Source organism: Methylocaldum szegediense (genome assembly GCF_949769195.1).
In the GTDB taxonomy this organism is placed as follows: domain Bacteria; phylum Pseudomonadota; class Gammaproteobacteria; order Methylococcales; family Methylococcaceae; genus Methylocaldum; species Methylocaldum szegediense.
The window spans coordinates 3127398-3144260 of the sequence record NZ_OX458333.1 but is presented as its reverse complement, the minus strand read 5'-3'; the positions used below and the strand labels follow the sequence as shown (position 1 = coordinate 3144260).

16 protein-coding genes and 1 pseudogene are annotated in these 16863 nt (G+C 59.6%); 4 read left to right on the top strand and 13 right to left on the bottom strand.

All coding sequences use genetic code 11. The features are described from left to right. Positions 1–39: 39 nt before the first annotated feature. The 8 genes and pseudogenes from QEN43_RS13575 to QEN43_RS13535 all read right to left on the bottom strand — a co-directional run bounded on the left by QEN43_RS13575 (position 40) and on the right by QEN43_RS13535 (position 8197). Positions 40–1050 carry a quinone-dependent dihydroorotate dehydrogenase gene (locus QEN43_RS13575; RefSeq protein WP_026611022.1) on the bottom strand — a complete coding sequence of 337 codons (1011 nt, stop codon included), beginning with the start codon at positions 1048–1050 and terminating at the stop codon, positions 40–42. A 12-nt stretch (positions 1051–1062) separates the two neighbouring features. Then, positions 1063–1761 (bottom strand): (5-formylfuran-3-yl)methyl phosphate synthase, encoded by a 699-nt coding sequence (locus QEN43_RS13570; RefSeq protein WP_317963309.1) that lies wholly within the window; start codon positions 1759–1761, stop codon positions 1063–1065. Next, on the bottom strand, positions 1758–2336 hold the full coding sequence (locus QEN43_RS13565; protein WP_026611024.1) for a DUF447 domain-containing protein: 579 nt from the start codon (positions 2334–2336) through the stop codon (positions 1758–1760). The genes QEN43_RS13570 and QEN43_RS13565 overlap by 4 nt, the downstream gene beginning before the upstream one ends. Next, positions 2333–3883, bottom strand: coding sequence for a DUF6513 domain-containing protein (locus QEN43_RS13560; RefSeq protein WP_235726643.1), 1551 nt, complete (start codon positions 3881–3883; stop codon positions 2333–2335). The genes QEN43_RS13565 and QEN43_RS13560 overlap by 4 nt, the downstream gene beginning before the upstream one ends. Positions 3884–4319: 436 nt before the next feature. Beyond that, positions 4320–5279: pseudogene (locus tag QEN43_RS13555) on the bottom strand (IS481 family transposase); the annotation flags it as partial. A gap of 440 nt (positions 5280–5719) precedes the next feature. After that, positions 5720–6634, bottom strand: a complete 915-nt coding sequence (locus QEN43_RS13545) for a methyltransferase domain-containing protein (RefSeq protein ID WP_317963308.1) — start codon at positions 6632–6634, stop codon at positions 5720–5722. Between the two features lie 119 nt (positions 6635–6753). Beyond that, on the bottom strand, positions 6754–7503 hold the full coding sequence (locus QEN43_RS13540; RefSeq protein ID WP_026611028.1) for a class I SAM-dependent methyltransferase: 750 nt from the start codon (positions 7501–7503) through the stop codon (positions 6754–6756). A gap of 4 nt (positions 7504–7507) precedes the next feature. Continuing rightward, positions 7508–8197: a CDP-alcohol phosphatidyltransferase family protein gene (locus QEN43_RS13535; protein WP_317963307.1), complete on the bottom strand. Its 690-nt coding sequence runs from the start codon at positions 8195–8197 to the stop codon at positions 7508–7510. 23 nt (positions 8198–8220) lie between these two features. Between QEN43_RS13535 and QEN43_RS13530 the strand changes: the two genes are divergently transcribed. Continuing rightward, positions 8221–9264: a glycosyltransferase family 4 protein gene (locus tag QEN43_RS13530; RefSeq protein WP_026611029.1), complete on the top strand. Its 1044-nt coding sequence runs from the start codon at positions 8221–8223 to the stop codon at positions 9262–9264. A gap of 65 nt (positions 9265–9329) precedes the next feature. Here QEN43_RS13530 and QEN43_RS13525 read toward each other — a convergent pair whose 3' ends face one another. From QEN43_RS13525 to QEN43_RS13510, 4 genes are all read right to left on the bottom strand, one after another. Then, entirely contained in the window at positions 9330–9977 is a 648-nt protein-coding gene (locus tag QEN43_RS13525; RefSeq protein WP_051331849.1) for an HAD family hydrolase, read from the bottom strand. Continuing rightward, the gene (locus QEN43_RS13520; RefSeq protein WP_051331850.1) at positions 9961–10647 is read right to left on the bottom strand and encodes an LON peptidase substrate-binding domain-containing protein; all 687 of its coding nucleotides are present in this window, start codon (positions 10645–10647) and stop codon (positions 9961–9963) included. The genes QEN43_RS13525 and QEN43_RS13520 overlap by 17 nt, the downstream gene beginning before the upstream one ends. A gap of 332 nt (positions 10648–10979) precedes the next feature. After that, entirely contained in the window at positions 10980–11687 is a 708-nt protein-coding gene (locus QEN43_RS13515) for a copper resistance protein B (RefSeq protein ID WP_026611031.1), read from the bottom strand. After that, positions 11684–13411, bottom strand: coding sequence for a copper resistance system multicopper oxidase (locus tag QEN43_RS13510; RefSeq protein WP_235726645.1), 1728 nt, complete (start codon positions 13409–13411; stop codon positions 11684–11686). The genes QEN43_RS13515 and QEN43_RS13510 overlap by 4 nt, the downstream gene beginning before the upstream one ends. Positions 13412–13744: 333 nt before the next feature. Here QEN43_RS13510 and QEN43_RS13505 point away from each other — a divergent pair, with 333 nt between their 5' ends. Beyond that, on the top strand, positions 13745–14164 hold the full coding sequence (locus QEN43_RS13505) for a Rap1a/Tai family immunity protein (RefSeq protein WP_317963306.1): 420 nt from the start codon (positions 13745–13747) through the stop codon (positions 14162–14164). 25 nt (positions 14165–14189) lie between these two features. After that, a complete protein-coding gene (locus tag QEN43_RS13500; RefSeq protein ID WP_026611034.1) occupies positions 14190–14474 on the top strand; it encodes a glycine zipper family protein in 285 nt (94 codons plus the stop codon). 122 nt (positions 14475–14596) lie between these two features. Here the strand turns inward: QEN43_RS13500 and QEN43_RS13495 are convergent, their stop codons facing one another. Beyond that, entirely contained in the window at positions 14597–15769 is a 1173-nt protein-coding gene (locus tag QEN43_RS13495) for a hypothetical protein (protein ID WP_051331851.1), read from the bottom strand. 194 nt (positions 15770–15963) lie between these two features. Here QEN43_RS13495 and aqpZ point away from each other — a divergent pair, with 194 nt between their 5' ends. Then, positions 15964–16716, top strand: a complete 753-nt coding sequence (gene aqpZ / locus QEN43_RS13490; protein WP_084162183.1) for an aquaporin Z — start codon at positions 15964–15966, stop codon at positions 16714–16716. The last annotated feature ends 147 nt before the right edge of the window (positions 16717–16863 follow it).

Genomic DNA, 16863 nt, shown 5'->3' with positions numbered 1-16863 from the left:
AAATTTTCGAGCCGTCGGATGGCTACGTCGGCAACAGTGTTACGAGATTCCGGCGATCTCCCGGATCAAGGCCGGCCCCCGGTAAATGAAGCCGGTGTAGATTTGGATTAAGTCCGCGCCGGCTTCGAATTTCCGGCGCGCGTCCTCGGCGCTCATAATGCCGCCGCATCCAATAACGGGCACGGCACCCCGCAAAGCCTGGGCAAGGCGGGATACAACTGTGGTCGATTTACCAAAAAGAGGACGGCCACTGAGTCCGCCGGTTTCTTGGCCATAGGGAAGCCCTTCCACACCTTCGCGTGAAGCCGTGGTATTGGTGGCGATCACGCCATCGATGCCGTATTCGACCAAAGCGCCCGCCACCTGCTCGATCTGCCTCGGATCGAGATCGGGCGCGATCTTGATAACCAAGGGCACGCGCCGGCCGTGGATCTGAGCTAGATTTTCCCGCTCGTCCCGCAGACCGGACAGCAGATGCTCCAGGTTCTCACCGGCCTGGAGGTCGCGGAGGCCCGGCGTGTTGGGCGAGGAAATGTTGACCGTGACGTAACTCGCATAGGGATAAACCTCGCGCAGGCCGATTAGATAATCGTCCAGCGCCCGATCCAGAGGCGTGTCACGGTTTTTGCCGATATTGATGCCCAGAATGCCCCGGTAGCGTGCCTTCTTGACCCGCTCGACCAAGTAATCCACACCTTTGTTATTAAATCCCATGCGGTTGATGAGCGCCTCGGCCTCGGGTAGGCGGAACAGGCGCGGCTTGGGATTCCCCGGTTGAGGACGGGGCGTCACCGTGCCGATCTCGATGAAGCCGAAGCCCAGCGCGGCAAGGCCGTCGATATAATCGCCGTTCTTGTCCAACCCGGCCGCGAGACCCACCGAATTCGGAAAATCGAGCCCCATCACCGTTTTCGGACCGAGGGCGACCGGCCGGCCAAATGGATTCAGCGGTCCCAGCCGGCCCAACGCCTGGAGCGCAGACAAGCTGAGACCATGGGCAGTTTCGGGGTCGAGCCGAAACAGCAGGGGACGGAGCAAATCGTAAAGCATCGAATTCGAAAGCTATGCAGCGGTTCTGGACGAAGCCTCGCCGCGAACCAGGTTCGAGATGGCGCGCACGGATTCAGAATCCAGGGCATCGGTACGCTCCCCACCGCACAGAGCGCCACGGAAGCCCAGGTAATCGGGCTTCAGAGCCAAGAGCGGCGCGATATCGGGTACTCGCAGCGATCCTGCCAATCCGCATAAGAGTCCCCGGCCACGGGTTTCCGAAACGAAGGCACGGAGAAAATCGTCCGAGCAGGCTTGCCGCAGCGATCCCTTACTTTTGTCGCGGGTGTCCAGCATGGCTCCGACAAATCCCGCCGTCGCCAGCTCTTTGATCCAATCGAGTTCCGGAGATTCGTCTCCGAACAGGACGGCGACCAAACGGACTCCACGGCCGGCTAGGGGAGATAAGCCGCGGATAACGCCGCCCCAGTCTCCGCCGGGGAAGAAGCCGATTTTCACATAGTCAACACCGGTCGACGCCATCGCTTCCACGGCGGGCTTTACGACATCAGGGTCCATCGGCACATCGCCGATAGTGGCGCTGACCGGCGGTCCGCTATTTAAACAACCGACGATTCGGCCCACTTCGGCAACGGGTAAAGCACCCAAGGCGCCTTGGGCTGGATTTTTCAAATCGATGATGTCGACGCCGATTTCCCGAACCTGCAAGGCTTCGGCAAGACTAACGACGCTCGCGAGCATGCCGGTCATATGGACACCGCCTTGTTCGGTCTGGTCCGTTTGAACGCTTCGACCGCCTCCATCAGCCAACCCCAGGCTTCGAGCTCGGCCGGTCCCGCCGTTTTTTCCAGGCCGATGCGAAGATAGGCGAGTTCGGATTCGATCTTGTCCCAGGGCAGCATGTGCAAACGGCTGACCAGGATTGCTGCTTCCAATACCGAATATTGCGCCCGGTTGAAGCCGCGGAACGGGGCGTGATTCACTTCGTGAACGACCCGGCAGTACAGCCTGGGCCTCAGTTCGTCCTCCTCCCAGCGCAGGAGTTCCAGTTCGGCATGGGCGAGGGTCTGCGCGAGCCGCTGTCCGGGAACGTGGTCCGCCGGACAGAGAGGCCAATCGCGCCGGCCGGTCAAGCAGCCGGCGAACACGCGCACATCGTTGGTGTAATTGACGATGGCGACGCGGGTAGCCAGAACGTTATCCAGCGTCGTGGACGGCCGGAACGGCATGATGAGCAATTCGCCGTCCAGGACATGCACGCCCATGGGTGCGATATGCGGCGTCCCTGTGGGCGAACAGCTTGTGATGATGGTTTCGCGAATCATTCTTCGTCTTTCGTATCGGCAGTTCCCTTTCCTTCTGGGAAGGGTCGTCCTGGTGCTCCCGGGACGACCGTTTGCGATTGGAGAGGGTTAGGGTGAGGGTCATCGGTTTTTGAGCCATGGCTCTCTAACCCTATGGAGCCTGAATCGTCCTGAACACCCGACGCCTTCTGCAAAGTCGACCCCGCCGGCTTGTAAGCGTGCGGATCGATGTTCGGCTCGGGCTCGTCCACATGACAGCCCCACCGCAGAGGCTCATCCTGCGAATAACGCTTACCGAGCTGCCAGGCAATTTGTGCCCGCGCCAGCTCAACCCCCAGGTAAAAAGCATGCCCGCCGTCCGTTTCCACGCCCAGCCTCGGATAAAGCTCGAAGGGATCGGTCGCCGTGTGAAAGCCGTCCCGGTTGAAAATGTGCAGCCCTTCCGGGCTGATCAGGATGCGGTAGCTCGGGTCCTTGATTTGCCGGTAGATTTCGTCGATTTCCTCGCGGCTGAGCGGAAACGGCGCGCGTTCGTGCAGGGCCATCAGGCCGTCATCGATATGTTTCGGCAGGGTGTTCAGTTCACGAGCCGCGAACAGGATGCGGCGCGCCAGATCGGCTTCGCGCACCGCCTTGCGCGCGTGCTTGCTGACCTGGGTGGTGAGAATCTGCTTGATGTGCAGCTCCGAGCAGATGCCCAATAGGGTCGCATTGATGCCGGCGGTGTCGGCATGGGTGAGTTCGGTCAGATTGCCGACGCCCATCATGATCTCGACATCCGGGTGGCGTTTCCGAACTTCGTGGTAGCGCACCAGCGACTCGGTGAATCCGAAATGGATAGGGTCCAGGATCGGATCGATGATGAAATCCCGGCCCTTGGCGCGCATGGCTTCGATCGCCCGATCCAGCGAATCCAGATCACCGTGCTTGGCGGGAATCAAAATCGGGGTCGAGGCTACCTGATCGGCAATCCACAAGGAGTCTTCATGAAGGCTGAGCAGGTAGTCGGCGCCAGCCTTGCCGCCTCTCAGCAGATCGTCGTTTTCCAGCGAATCGACGCTGACCTCGAAGCCCTCGGACTTGAGCGCGCGGACCGCTTCCTCCAGATGCGGAAACGGCGTCTCCGGCAAACAGCCGATATCGATCACATCGGCGCCGTCTTTCCGGTAATCCTGCGCCTGGCGGAGAATGCCGTCGATGTCCATCCGGGGCGCATCGACGATTTCCGCGAAGATGCGGAGTTCGTAGCGCGTAATGTCCGGCTTTTTCTTCTTCTTGCCGAAAAACTCCGGAAGATCGTGTAGCTCCTCCGGTCCTCGTTCGATGGTGATGCCCATGTCCTTGGACAAGGCTTCCAGATCCCCCCGGCAGCGCCCCGGCACCAGCACCCGGTCGGCCCCGAAGGTATCCTTGAGCCGCCGCCGAATCATGTCCGCCGTCATCAACGCCGCCACTGTCAGCCCCAACTGATGCACGGTGTACCCGAACTCCGGCTCCATCTCCTCCAGAGTACGGCGCAGCTGCTTTTCCGCCAACTTGCCGGTGAGAAACAGGATGTGCTCGGGCATTGATCGGTGGGGAAGATGGTGGAATGGAAGCGTTAGGAGATTGGACTGCGGGATTATAACAAAGATCGGGGGGAGTCCCGTCGAATGCTCTTGGCACTCCGGTTTCGCTTGCCCGTCATTCCGGCAAGGATTGCCGGAATCCAGTTCACAGGGATTGTGAATGGTCGAAACCATCCGTAGTCACTGAACCCCGGCAGTCCCTGCCGGGGTGACGAGATGGCATTTACCCGAAGGCGGACAGAACCCTTTGAAGGGGCGGGCGTTGAAAGCCACCGGCTTTGCGGGTGGATCGTTACTGTTTTCCGCCAGCTCGTTCAGCTTTCGGTTGATGGGCGTACCCGATATCTTCGGCGATAGCGGCCGGCCGTTTGTCCCCGGTCCATAGTTGGGCGCCGGACAGCATCGCCGCCGCGAGCAGGCAGGCATCGACGTAACTGTCAAGTCCCGCAAGATCGTAAACCTTCTTTCGAAAAAGATGAGGATGGGACAGTTGCCAGTTTTTGAGAGCCTGGATCGGGGTGAGATGGCCTAAGGCCTTTTGGGGAATGTGATGATTGTACAGCTCGACATAGCGGTGCAAGGTGGTGTCCAGATCGGCGGTTGAATCGAAGTGATGGGTTTGCAACACCTCCTCGATGCGGCCATTGAAGCGTTCCACCAGGCCATTCGTTTGGGGCCGGCCCGGCGGAATCAGGCGATGTTCGATGCCTTGTTCAGTACAGAGGCGGTCAAACTCATGCGTCCCCGAGGGCTGCCGAGTTCGGGTCAGGAAACGGTCGGTAAACTCCGAGCCGTTGTCGGTCAGGCATTTCTGGATGCGGAAAGGCGCGGCCTGAATCACCGCTTTGAGGAAGTCCTTTGCGCTTAAGGCGGAGCGGTTGGGCTTGAGGGCGACATAGACCCAGCGGGTGGCGCGGTCGATGGCGACGAACAGGTATCGGCGGGGTTCGCCGTCGATGGCGGGCAAGTACTTAACATCCAGGTGAAGGAAGCCGGGCTCATAGGCCTTGAAGGGTTTGACCTTCGCCTTCTCTGTAGGCGGAAGCAGGGTCTTGAGGGACGCCACCCCGTGGCGGCGCAGGCAGCGGTCTAGCCCGGAACGGGACACGGCGGGATTGAGAAATTCCCGGGTCACGGCCAGGAGATCATCCAAGGGGAGGAGCAGAGCTTGGCGGAGGTAGACCACGATGGCTTCCTGGGCGGGCGTGAGCGTGGTTCTGAGGGTGTGGGGCCGGTGTGAGGCATCTTCGACCGAGGAGCGGTGTTTCCACTTGCGGACGGTCGTTCGGCTAATGCCATGCTTTTGGGCCAAGGCGCGCTCGCTCAACGTGGACGCTTGAATGGCCTGCCGAACGGCCGGGGTGGTACGGGCGTTCTTATGAAGACGAATCTGCATGGAGAGAAACCTCACTTGGACGAACCGAATATCTCCTGGAGAAGGCTCCGGGCTTCGAACAGAGCATAACTCCTTCTCGGTAAATAATCACACGAGACGCGACATTATGTAGCGCACGTGGATTATTGCCACATCAACCCGGTGAAACATGGCTATGTCCAACGCGTGGCGGATTGGCCTCATTCGACATTTCATCGCTATGTCGAACGTGGTGTTTATTCGCTGACATGGGCTAATGGACCGGACCCTGCCTGGGCCGTGGGCGAGCGAGCTTAAAATTCGTGCGGCGCAATACGCGAGTACGCTATTGCGCCCTACGAGCAGGCAAAGAGGATTCTGTGAAACCCAAAATTGGGGACTTGACTGGGCTATGAGAGGGTGGGTTAGCGCAGCGTAACCCACCCTACAAAAATTCATGCCTTATCGAAAGCGATTTGGAATTATTTTTTCGCGCGGAAAATGCAATAGCGGACCAAACCGTCCCGGAATACCTTGTACTGGGCGAGCGCCACCTTGAAGTTCGCGGTCTGGGCCTTGCTGCGGAGTCCTAGCCACTGCATGGTCAACTGCATGGGGTAGGTCCATAAGGCGATCCGGTACATCCTGCGGGACGAGGGCATGGTCTCGGCCGTGGCCTCGGTAATGTGCACGTCGCGGAATCCGCACTCTTCCATCCCGGCCTGGTATTCCTCGACGCTGGCGAGATTAGGCACGGCCCATCCGTTCAGGCAGTCCATGACCGCCCGCCATTCCTCCTCGTTGAACTCCCGGCGTGTCGTATAGCCGTCGCAGGCGATCAGGGTGCCGCCCTTGCGCAGCAGGCGGTAGGACTCCCTGAAGAAATCGCGTTTGTCGATCGCATAGCAACTGCTTTCGACGGCCCAAACCACGTCGAAAGATTCGTCCGGAAACGGCGTCTTGCAGAAATCGGCCTCGTAGAAATCCACCTTGTCGGAAACGCCGTGACGCTTGGCGTTGCGCTTCGCATGTTCGACCTGCTTGGCGCTGACGGTGATGCCGGTAGCTCTGCAGCCCACGTGCTTCGCCAGCCAGATCGAACTGCCGCCGATGCCGCATCCCGCGTCCAGAACATGATCCTCCGGCTTGATGTCGGCGATTTCGGCGAGGATACGATTCTTGTTTAGCAAGGCCTCGGCGTGGGTCTTGGTGTTCTTGTCCCAATAGCCGTAATGTAAGGCCAGATTTTCGTTGTTGAACCAGGCGGTTCGGTAATCCCAGTAGCAGTCGTCGTAGTGCTTCGCGGTATCGACGCGAATGTCTTCCGGGGAAAAGTCGACGCCATGGCGCAGGCTATCGTTTCGGTAATCTTTGTTCGGTTCGAGGTAATACAGCATTTTTGTCGTTAGGGTTCGGAAACGGAAAATCGGTTCGGGTGCCCGGCACATTCGATCGACACGAAGGCCCGGCCGGGGAGCGGGCGTAATGATAACCCGAAGGGCTTGGCGCCGATCGATCAGCTGCGCTTGACTGCGCGGCAGTAGAGCCCGCCGCGAAAGGACGGAATGCGCAGGAGGCGTCCAACCCCGTCCAGCAGTGTCAGAAACCGGCCAAGATAAGCCGGCATGTCGCCGCGCGGGATGAAGGTCCAAAAGCCGACGCGCTCGACCTCGAATCCGGCGGAACCGAGCAACTCGCTCAGCTCCTTGCGCCCGAGAAATCGATCCGTGCTGAGATGCCGGGTGTCGAGTTTCAGCCAGGGGGCCAGTCTGGTGTACCAGACGTAATCGGCGTTCGGCGTGAGACACACGAAGACACCGCCGGATTTGAGCACGCGGAAAACTTCACGCAATACCTGACGCTGGTCGAGCATGTGTTCCAATGCGCCCACGCAAAGCACCGCATCCGCTTCGGCATCGCCCACTGGGGTCAAGCTTTCCGCGGGAGCCACGCTCAAACGAATGCGCTCCGCCCGTGGATGCCGGAGACGGAGACTCTCCGCCTGCTCGATCATGACAGGCGAAAGATCGGTGCCGTGCACGCGTTCGAACATCTCAGCCAAAGGAAACAAGTGCATCCCGGTGCCGCACCCGATTTCGACCAGGACGCCGCGCTCAGTGCCTTCCAGCAGACGGGCGATGATGCCGAGCCGATAGCGCAGAAGCTTTTCCGCTCTACCGTGGCAGTCGCGATAAGCCGGCGCGAGACGATCGAAAAACGCCCGAACATCGTCCAAATTTTTTATCGGCGTGGTGCGGAGAGGCATGACATCACTCCGGGACTGTGGGCCGATAAAGTTGAATCAGGGAATAGAGGAACGAGATACATAAAGCCGCCGTAGCCGTCGCCGCCGCGCTGGCGCAGTATAGGTCGACGGGCAACAGGCACAGGATGAAAACGATGAAAGCGATCACCGAAACGACGCGGGTGAGCCGGTTGCCGGCCGCGACGCGTCGAGGCGGCCCGGCGACTCTAATGTACAGTACGAACAAATAACGCAAGGCGCCCGGAAACAGCACCCAGGAGCCGAGATCCGCGCGCTTGTAGACGAGCACGCATAGACACAAAAAAAAGAAGGCATCTACTTCATTGTCGAAGCACTCGCCGAAAGCGGAAGAGAGGCCACGACGCCGGGCCAGCCAGCCGTCCACGCCGTCGGCATTCAGGATGATTAGCGCGAGGGCCGCCAAAAACCAGCCGTTCTCGATCGGAAAAAGCAGCAAAAAAAACGTGCCGGCCAGCCGAGCCAGCGTGACCGCGTTGGCCGCACCGAACACCCGGGCGGGCGTCCATTCGCGATGGAACTGCCGGATCAAGCCGAGGAACGAGGCGGCGGCCATCGCCGCGAGCAATTCGGGCGGCACTTGGAACCACAACCCTCCGATTGCAAGGAGCATCAGCATCGCATGGCGGTCGCTCCATTCGACCAATCTGGATTCAAAAGATAACGTATGATTCATTCTGGTTGTTTCGGTTGAAAGGAATGAGATTCGTCTTTCTTCATCCGCCGCTCGACGCCTATCCGTCCGGCGGCAATGTCTTCAATCGCCGGATAATCGCCCTGGCGCGCGATGGCGGCTTTCCGCTCGAGACCGTCGAGCTCGCGCCGAACGGCCGCGTCCCGTCCTTGCCTCGGGACGCGATCGTGCTGTGGGACAGCCTGCTTCTGGAAAACTTATCGAATTGCCCATCGGTCGGGAATGGAGCGGCGCAAGGGATTTTGGCGCATTATGTCCCTTTTCTAAATCCGCTGCTTCACTCGGATCAGCGCCGAGTCGAGGAGGAGCGCTTCGACAGCGCGGCGCGGCGCTGCCGATTTTTCATCACGACCGGCCTGTCCGTTCGGCGTTTCCTCGAGCGGCGTTTCCCGGGCCTGAACGTCCAGCTTTGCGAGCCCGGCGTCGATGATGCGTTTCCAGGCACAAGAAGACCCTGGAGCGAGCCGGACGAGGCGCGAACCGTTCATGTGGTAACCGTCGCCAATTTCCTGCCGGCCAAGGGGCTGAGCGAGTTGCTCGAGACTTTGGCTGACCTCCGACATTACGATTGGGTTTGGCATTTGGCGGGCGACGAGCGGATGGACGCGGGCTACGCCGAGTTCTTCCGCTCACGTGTCAGGGAGCTCGGCTTACAAACCCGGGTCAGACTGCACGGCGTCCTGGAACCACCGGAACTAGCACGGCTACTAGGGGAAATGGATGTTTTCGCGTTCGCCAGCCGATACGAAGCTTACGGCATGGCTTTGGCAGAAGCGGCAGCCGTGGGTCTACCCACCGTGACCACGGATGTCGGCGAAGCCAGACGGATCGTGCGACACGAAGAGACCGGCTTGATAGCCCCCGTCGCCGATCGCAACGCCTTTAGAAGTGATTCGGAACGATTGCTGTCGGACTCTGCACTGAGACGCCGATTTCGCGCTCGGCTGCTGCTGCATAGGCCGCGTACCTGGGATGATGCTTTTACTGATTTTCGGAATGCGCTTCGGGCTGTGTGTGAGGAGCTTGCCCCCGCAGCCCGTTCGCCCTGAACCTGTCGACGCGTGTCGCTACCGACCGAGGTCGGCTCTCGGTCTCCAGAGGGCAAGACAAGAACTCATAGTCCGAGCCAGCGCAACAGCGGATCGGCCTCCTGAAAACTTTCCAGGAAATACTCGGCCAGCTCCGCACCCGGCAAACTTTCTCGAGGGCGGCCGCGGGTGAAGAGCACCGTCCTCGCCCCGGCGCGGATCCCGGCTTCGATGTCGAAACGGTAATCGCCGATCACCGCGACGCGTGCCGGAGCAACGCCCCAGGTCTCGCAGATATGGTGGATCGCCCAGGGATCGGGTTTTATAGGACCGTCGTCCCGCGTCAGCACCAGATCGAAGTTCAAGCCGCAGCGGGCTAGGGTCGTGTCGGTCACCGCCCGGCTATTGCGGGTAAACACTGCCCGGCGGATGCCCTGGCGGCGCAAGCGATCCAGAAATTGGTACACGCCCGGCAGCACAACCGCCCGCGCGGCGCCAGCCTCCTCGTGCCGCCGGAGGATGGCCCGGCATCGGTCGGCCTCCGCTTCCGGCAGATTCTCCATGGTTTCCACCAACGGAACGCCGTCCGGCAGACCCATCTCACGACGCATGGCGGCGAAATCGAGGCCGGAGTCGACCAAGGTTCCGTCCATGTCGAAAATGACGCCGGCAATGGGCTCGGAACCCGGTTCGGATCCCAGCTGCGTCAGCGCGGGCTCAGTGCGGCTTGGCATCGGTGCCGACACGGGCCGCGACCATCTCGAATTCCAACAACCCCAACAGCTTGGCGTAACGCTCCTCGATGCTGACCGTTTCCACCAGAGCCTGACGTTCCGGCACGTCGAAAGGCAATTGGGTGATTAGGACGTTCACCAAAACGGGCAAAGGCAGCTGAGTCAGGACTGGCCAATTGGGATTCAGGTTCTTTCGCTGGAAATATTCCTTCAGCAATTCCATGATCTTTCCTGGATCGCCAGGAACGGGCCCGGACAACTCGTAATCGTCCCGGAACCGATCCCAGTCCGGAACGACACGGCGATAACCTCGAGTGGTCGGAATTTCTTCGCGGATGTCGAAGCGGCAAACACCGGTCAACACGATCAGCAAGCGGCCATCCGGGGTCTCGCTGAACGAGCTGATGCGTGCCGCCGTTCCGGTTCGATACAGCTTCGGCTGATGCTCCCCCTTGGCAGCGGAATCGGGCTGCACCATGCCAATCATGCGTTCTGCGCCCAAGCTGTCGAAAACCAAGTTCAGGTAACGCGGCTCGAAAACATTCAAGGGTAACTGAGCCCCCGGCATCACGACAGCATTGCGCAACGGAAAAATCGGCAGCGTGGCCGGTAAACGTTCAAAAGGTAAGACGAAACGATGTGTGGGCATAGCGTTTTTTTCAATGTTCATAGACCCTTTCATTTCTGTTCGAAATTTAGACACATTCGCTAAGTCTCGGAAATTGCATGACTATATGTAGTGTTTCACATGATTATCCACAAGCCGCTCCACAGCTTTTGTGGAAAAGTAACCGCCCTATCCCCTTAGCCAGCGATACCAGAACAACGCATTAAGCCTCACGCCGCGGCGGCGGGTCAGCGACCAGGGGTACCAACCCGTGCTGCATTCTGCTTCGAAAGTGGAAGCATTCCAGGGACTTCACGGTTGGTCCCCAAAAACCTGCGACGGGCCTGCCCTGCACTAGTCGAAAAGCCAGAACCGAACGGCCCGCCGAAAGGCTCTTAAAACCAAGCCCTGATACCGGCCACCGCCCTTACGCTGTGCTTGTGCGCCCTAAGCGATTGTTCTTCGACGTAATCGAAGCCGATATAAGGCGCGAACTCCCGCACGATTTCGTAGCGCAGCCTGAGTCCCGCTTCGAATTCGGTGATGCCCGCCTTCACACCACGGTTCTCGATGTCGTCCGCGGACACGTTGATTTCGATCCGGGGCTGAGCGATGAGCCGTTGGGTCAGCAAAAGCTCGTAGGCCAGCTTGAAGCGGCCGAGGACGTTGCCGTTTTCGCTGATGAACATCGCCGCTTCGGTCTCTAAAAAATAAGGCGCGAGCCCTTGGATGCCAATGACGGCGTCGAAGGTACGTTCCGGCTCGAAAGCGCGGCGGATGCCGATCTGAGCATCCCAGAAAGTGGCGATGTTTCTGCTGTAAAGCAGCTGGAGATCGGCCCGCCCGAAGATATTCTGATCGAAGACGTAGTCGCCTTCGCTTTTCACCCACAGCTTGTTGTAGTCACTGCCGATCCAGCCCTCGATATCCCATTTAAACAGGTGAATGTCGCCGTTCCCCTCGTACTCGAACCGTTCGAGCTTGAGATAGTTATAGATCGCATCGTCCATTTGAGCGGCCGCATGACCACTGGCGAGCAGGGCCAAGAACGCCGCGGCTCGAACTGGAATTCGATGCGGTTCGAGACTTGGAATCACTCTCATGCTCCCTTTTCCGACGGCATCTCCGGATGCTCGACGATGATCTTGCGGAACATCCCGGTTTCCATGTGATAGACCAAATGGCAGTGAAACGCCCATTCGCCCGGTGCGTCCACCGGCACGTCGACATGCACGGTTTCGCCCGGCTTTACATTGACCACGTGTTTGCGCGGATTGAACGGCCCCTTGCCGGTATCCAGGTCCTGCCACATGCCGTGCAGGTGTATCGGGTGATTCATCATGGTCTCGTTGATGTAGGTAAACCGCACCCGCTCGCCGTATTTGAGGCGTATCGGCTCGGCCTCGGAATACTTCTGGCCGTTGATGGACCAGATATAGCGGTTCATCGTCCCCGTGAGGCGCAGAATGATTTCCCGTTCGGGTTCGCGCCAATCGGCGTGTTTCTCCGCGCTCTTGAGATCGGCATACGATAGCACCCGTTGCCCCGTGTGGGCGTGTTCTTCGCTGGGCTCCGCCATAGCATGACCTTCGTGGCCAGCGTGCGGAGACATGGCGTGATTCATCTCCGGCATCGAGGAATGATTCATGCCCGCCATATCGTGACCTTCATGGCCGCCATGCGTCCGGGTTTCCGTTTGCGGCGAATGCGCCATGGCTGCATGCGGACCAGCTCCGGAGCCGTGATCCATGCCGTGGGCTACCGCCATCTCGGCCAGTGTCACTAAGGGCCGGGGCCGCAGCGGCGGGACCTCCGCCTTCATGCCCGGACACGGTGCCAGGGTCGCTCGGGCGTAACCGCTTCGGTCCATGGCTTCCGCAAAAACGGTATAGGCTTTCGCTTCGCGCGGCTCGACCAGCACATCATAGGTCTCCGCGACGGCAATTCGGAATTCGTCTACCTCGACCGGCTCCACATCCTGTCCGTCCGCCTGGATGACCCGCATCCTAAGTCCCGGTATTCTCACGTCGAAATAGGTCATAGCCGCGGCATTGATAAAGCGAAGCCGGATACGTTCGCCCGGCTTGAACAGAGCCGTCCAGTTGGCATCGGGACCTTGACCGTTGACCAGGAAAGTGTAGGTGTAGCCGGTGACATCGGCGATGTCGGTCGGGTCCATCCGCATTTCGCCCCAGGCCAAACGGTCGGCCATGGTCTCCTTGACTCCCTTGTCGGAGATATCGCGGAAGAAATCGAACACGGTGCGCTTTTGGAAGTTGTAATAATCGCTCTGCTTTTTCAGCTTCGAAAGCACCCGATGAGGGTTCTCATCCGACCAGTCCGACAGAATCACCGTGTATTCACGATCGTAGTCCTCGGTTTCACCCCGCGCGGGATCGATGATGATCGCACCGAGGAGCCCCACTTGTTCCTGCAGCGCCGAATGTCCGTGATACCAGTAGGTTCCGCTCTGGCTGAGCTTGAACCGGTAGGTGAAGGTTTCGCCGGGCGGAATGCCGGGAAAACTGATGCCGGGCACGCCGTCCATGTCGTAAGGGAGCACGATGCCGTGCCAGTGAATCGAGGTCTCTTCGTCCAAGCGATTGGTCACGCGCAGGACCACATCTTCCCCCTCCCGCCAGCGCAAGGTAGGCGCCGGAAACGAGCCGTTGACCGCGATGCCGGTACTCTCCTGCCCGGTCACATTTAATGTCTTCTTGTCTATAACGAGGTCGTACGTTCCGGCCTGGACCGGCTGGATAGCCAGGAAGGCGATCCAGAAGCCCACGATTCGGCAGAACCGAACGACGGCATTTACGGTTTGCACGGGTTTTCGTCTCCTAAGCAGGATTTTCGGGAATTGCAGACAACTCAGGATATGGCATCCAACCGCGCCGCATTCAACTCGCACAGGATTTCGTCATCACCGGCTTATGGCCATGCTCTTTTCCTGACGATGAAGGATTCAACACATCTATAACGGCAATTGATGCCGCCTCGCCGACGCGACCGCGTGGAACGCCAAAATCCAGCCAAAGCGCTCGAACTCCGTCGATGCCGCGAAAGTCGAATTGTCATGGATGGAGAAAGGCACTAAGGCCGACGGCGAAATGCCGATCGAGTCCCATTCCGTGTCACACGGCTTCAAGGAGGTTCATCCATGCAATCCAAAATCTCGGCGAACACTGGACTCTTGCTGCTGGCCGCCCTGATTCACCTGTCCGTGGTCTCGGCCGCGACCGCGAAAGAGGATTTCTTGGTCCGCAACGTGCAGGATCTGATCGACCTTTGTACGACGCCCGCGGACGACCCGCTCAATGTCGCTGCCGTGCATTTCTGTACCGGTTACCTGGTAGGCGCCTACCACTATCACGAGTCCGAGCATTCCGGACCCGACAGTCGACCTTTGGTGTGCCCTCCCGATCCGAAGCCGACCCGCCAAGAGGCGATCGCCGAGTTCGTGTCGTGGACGCAAGCCCACCCGGAGTACAACAACGAACGACCGGTGGACGTGATGTTCCGATTCTTGGCGGAACGGTGGCCCTGCAGGCAAACACCTCTACCCGGCATGACCAAATGAACCGTAGGCAAGGGAGACCACACCCATGAAATTACGACCTTTCGTTAGCTTTTTGGGCGTAGCCTTGTTATCGGCATGTGCCGGGATGTCTCCCAGCGAGCAGCGAATGCTGAGTGGCACCACCGGTTCTGCAGCGGCAGGCGCAGCGATCGGCGCCATCGCCGGCAATGCAGGGCTAGGCGCAGCGATCGGCGCGGGCACCGGACTAGTGGGCAGTTTTCTCTACGACCAGCACAAACAGAGCGAGGAACGCGCCTATCGCCAAGGCTACCAGCAAGGCCGCCAGGAACAGCCGCCAACGCCGCCTTGACGAAACTCTGATCGATTTTCTTCGACAGGTCTACCCTAAGCCTGTCGAAGGGCCTGTCCTGAGCCTGCCGAAGAGGCTCGAATGGATTCTTCTTGTTCTTATTCTGAGACTCCTCGACAAACTCAAAACAGATATCCTGCCAACATTTTCAAGAGCTGCGTCACGGGGATTTCGATTGCCAGAACCGGAACCATTGGCAAAGCCGCTGCCGCGAAAAGCGTTATGATGGTTCGCCGGCCGATGGGCATCATCCGCATGGCGGCCACGGCTTCGTATAGGGAGCGCACGTCCGCGACGGGGCCGAGTTCGGGGGCGTTCAGCACAGCATCGTCCCGGATCGTTTCTCCGCGAATCCAGCGACGGTCGACCAACCGCCCATGCCGTCCTGCCAAGGCACCGTAATCGAGCAGGGCTTTGCGCCGAAGTCGCTTCAATCTTCCGGCGAGCGTTAGCAGCGGGCTTAAGCACAGGAGCACTGCGATCGCGATGTACAGCACGATGGGCATTCGCAAGGAGTCGACGTGCACGCCGTGATAAAGAACGCTGTGGGCGAAGTGGGAAGCCAGCACGATGGATACGCCCAGCACGAGCGGAATGAACATCTGCGGGGCGATGCTCAGAAACCCCAAGCCTCCGGCCCGGTCCGGATGAACCGGAACGAGATCGAGGTCCAACCTGGAAATGCGCCGCAGCAGAAGTCCGAGGACAATGATGCGCCATATCCATAGAGCCATGAGAAAGCTGAAAACCGAGCGCAGCACAAGCAGAAGCCACCACCCCGCAAACGTCAGGCCGCCGCGGTCGACGGCCCAGGACGCTTCGTGCACCCACTCGAACCGATGTACGGCAAAAACCGCGTTTGCGATCACGAGAGCCACGAGAACGACGAAGCTCCACCAGGAGTTGAGCAGTCGGTCGACGACGCTCAAGGCCGCACGGAAACCCGGCAGCGAAGATTCGCCGACGAGACCCGAGGTCAGGAAATGGCGAATCAGCGTTTCGATGCGCAAAAGGCCGAGTTCGCCGACGATGAAGAGCGGTATGGCGATGAGGGATCGGGCATGTATCGCAAAATGGCGGAGCAAGTGATCCTCGGTCTCGCCGCTGAAACCCCGGCCGGCAACCGAGGCCGCGACGACGATGGGCAGCCAGCAAAGCAGCGCGAAGAACAAGGCTCGCCGCTTGACGCCCAAACCATGAGACGGGGCCAGGCCGATCGCCCTTTGCAGACGAAAAAACGGGTCTTTGCCGACAAAAAAATGTTCGATGCCGTAGTCCGGTTCCTTCCGATCCATGTCAAACTGTCCTTCGATACCGTGGGAGTGTTCTCCGATGGGCCTACGGTACCACAGGCCAGCCGATTTTTATTTTCACGCGCGGCGATTTGGCGTTCGAAAACGAATCGGGAAAGAAACCGCTCGCCGCACTTTCGAGGGGGACAAAAATCGGCTCGTTAAAAAAATTCCAAAAAACTTTGGAGGGATTGATCATGTGGTCGATTTATCGTCGTTGTACAGCGGAATTCATCGGAACGTTCTGGCTGGTTTTCGGCGGCTGCGGCAGCGCGGTCATCGCCGCTGCCTTTCCGAATGTCGGCATCGGTTTGCTCGGGGTGGCCCTGGCCTTCGGCTTGACCGTGCTGACGATGGCCTATGCCGTGGGCCATATTTCGGGCGGCCATTTCAATCCGGCGGTCTCGGTCGGTCTCTGGGCCGGCGGCCGGATACCCGCATCGGATCTGCTCCCCTATATCGTGGCTCAGGTGTTCGGCGCGATCGTGGCCGCCGGCGTCTTGTATCTAATCGCGAGCGGAAAAGCGGGATTCGACGTATCCGCGGGATTCGCGGCCAATGGCTACGGCGCACATTCGCCTGGGGAATACTCCATGGGAGCGGGTTTTCTGACTGAAGTCGTGATGACCTTCATGTTCCTGATGATCATCCTGGGCGTCACGGACTCGCGCGCTCCTCAGGGTTTCGCACCGTTGGCGATCGGATTAGGCCTCACCTTGATCCACCTGGTCAGCATCCCGGTGACCAATACCTCGGTCAATCCGGCGCGAAGCACTGGCCCCGCTCTATTCGTCGGAGGTTGGGCCCTGGTTCAGCTCTGGATGTTTTGGGTTGCTCCCATGATCGGGGCCGTTCTCGCCGGCTTGACCCACCGCTGGCTGTCGACCACCGTCCATCGCAACGATTGGCAGGCGGCCTCCCCAACCCGCGGACCGAGCACCGTTCCATAGCCGGTCGGAGCTCGCACATCTGGCGGGGTCTTTTTGACCCCGAAAGAAGCCGGGCACACTAAAAGCGGGTCCAACACGTCGGACTCGCCCAAACCAAGAACCGTGTCGGGCGCGATGCGCCCGACACGGGCGTAGGTAGATTCACCT

Coding starts and splice junctions, on each gene's coding strand:
- QEN43_RS13540 (WP_026611028.1), bottom strand. CDS start 7,503: ATGCCTCTCCGCACCACGCCGATAAAAAATTTGGACGATGTTCGGGCG.
- QEN43_RS13545 (WP_317963308.1), bottom strand. CDS start 6,634: ATGCTGTATTACCTCGAACCGAACAAAGATTACCGAAACGATAGCCTG.
- QEN43_RS13500 (WP_026611034.1), top strand. CDS start 14,190: ATGAAATTACGACCTTTCGTTAGCTTTTTGGGCGTAGCCTTGTTATCG.
- QEN43_RS13505 (WP_317963306.1), top strand. CDS start 13,745: ATGCAATCCAAAATCTCGGCGAACACTGGACTCTTGCTGCTGGCCGCC.
- QEN43_RS13535 (WP_317963307.1), bottom strand. CDS start 8,197: ATGAATCATACGTTATCTTTTGAATCCAGATTGGTCGAATGGAGCGAC.
- QEN43_RS13530 (WP_026611029.1), top strand. CDS start 8,221: ATGAGATTCGTCTTTCTTCATCCGCCGCTCGACGCCTATCCGTCCGGC.
- QEN43_RS13520 (WP_051331850.1), bottom strand. CDS start 10,647: ATGAACATTGAAAAAAACGCTATGCCCACACATCGTTTCGTCTTACCT.
- QEN43_RS13565 (WP_026611024.1), bottom strand. CDS start 2,336: ATGATTCGCGAAACCATCATCACAAGCTGTTCGCCCACAGGGACGCCG.
- aqpZ (WP_084162183.1), top strand. CDS start 15,964: ATGTGGTCGATTTATCGTCGTTGTACAGCGGAATTCATCGGAACGTTC.
- QEN43_RS13515 (WP_026611031.1), bottom strand. CDS start 11,687: ATGAGAGTGATTCCAAGTCTCGAACCGCATCGAATTCCAGTTCGAGCC.
- QEN43_RS13570 (WP_317963309.1), bottom strand. CDS start 1,761: ATGACCGGCATGCTCGCGAGCGTCGTTAGTCTTGCCGAAGCCTTGCAG.
- QEN43_RS13575 (WP_026611022.1), bottom strand. CDS start 1,050: ATGCTTTACGATTTGCTCCGTCCCCTGCTGTTTCGGCTCGACCCCGAA.
- QEN43_RS13560 (WP_235726643.1), bottom strand. CDS start 3,883: ATGCCCGAGCACATCCTGTTTCTCACCGGCAAGTTGGCGGAAAAGCAG.
- QEN43_RS13525 (WP_051331849.1), bottom strand. CDS start 9,977: ATGCCAAGCCGCACTGAGCCCGCGCTGACGCAGCTGGGATCCGAACCG.
- QEN43_RS13495 (WP_051331851.1), bottom strand. CDS start 15,769: ATGGATCGGAAGGAACCGGACTACGGCATCGAACATTTTTTTGTCGGC.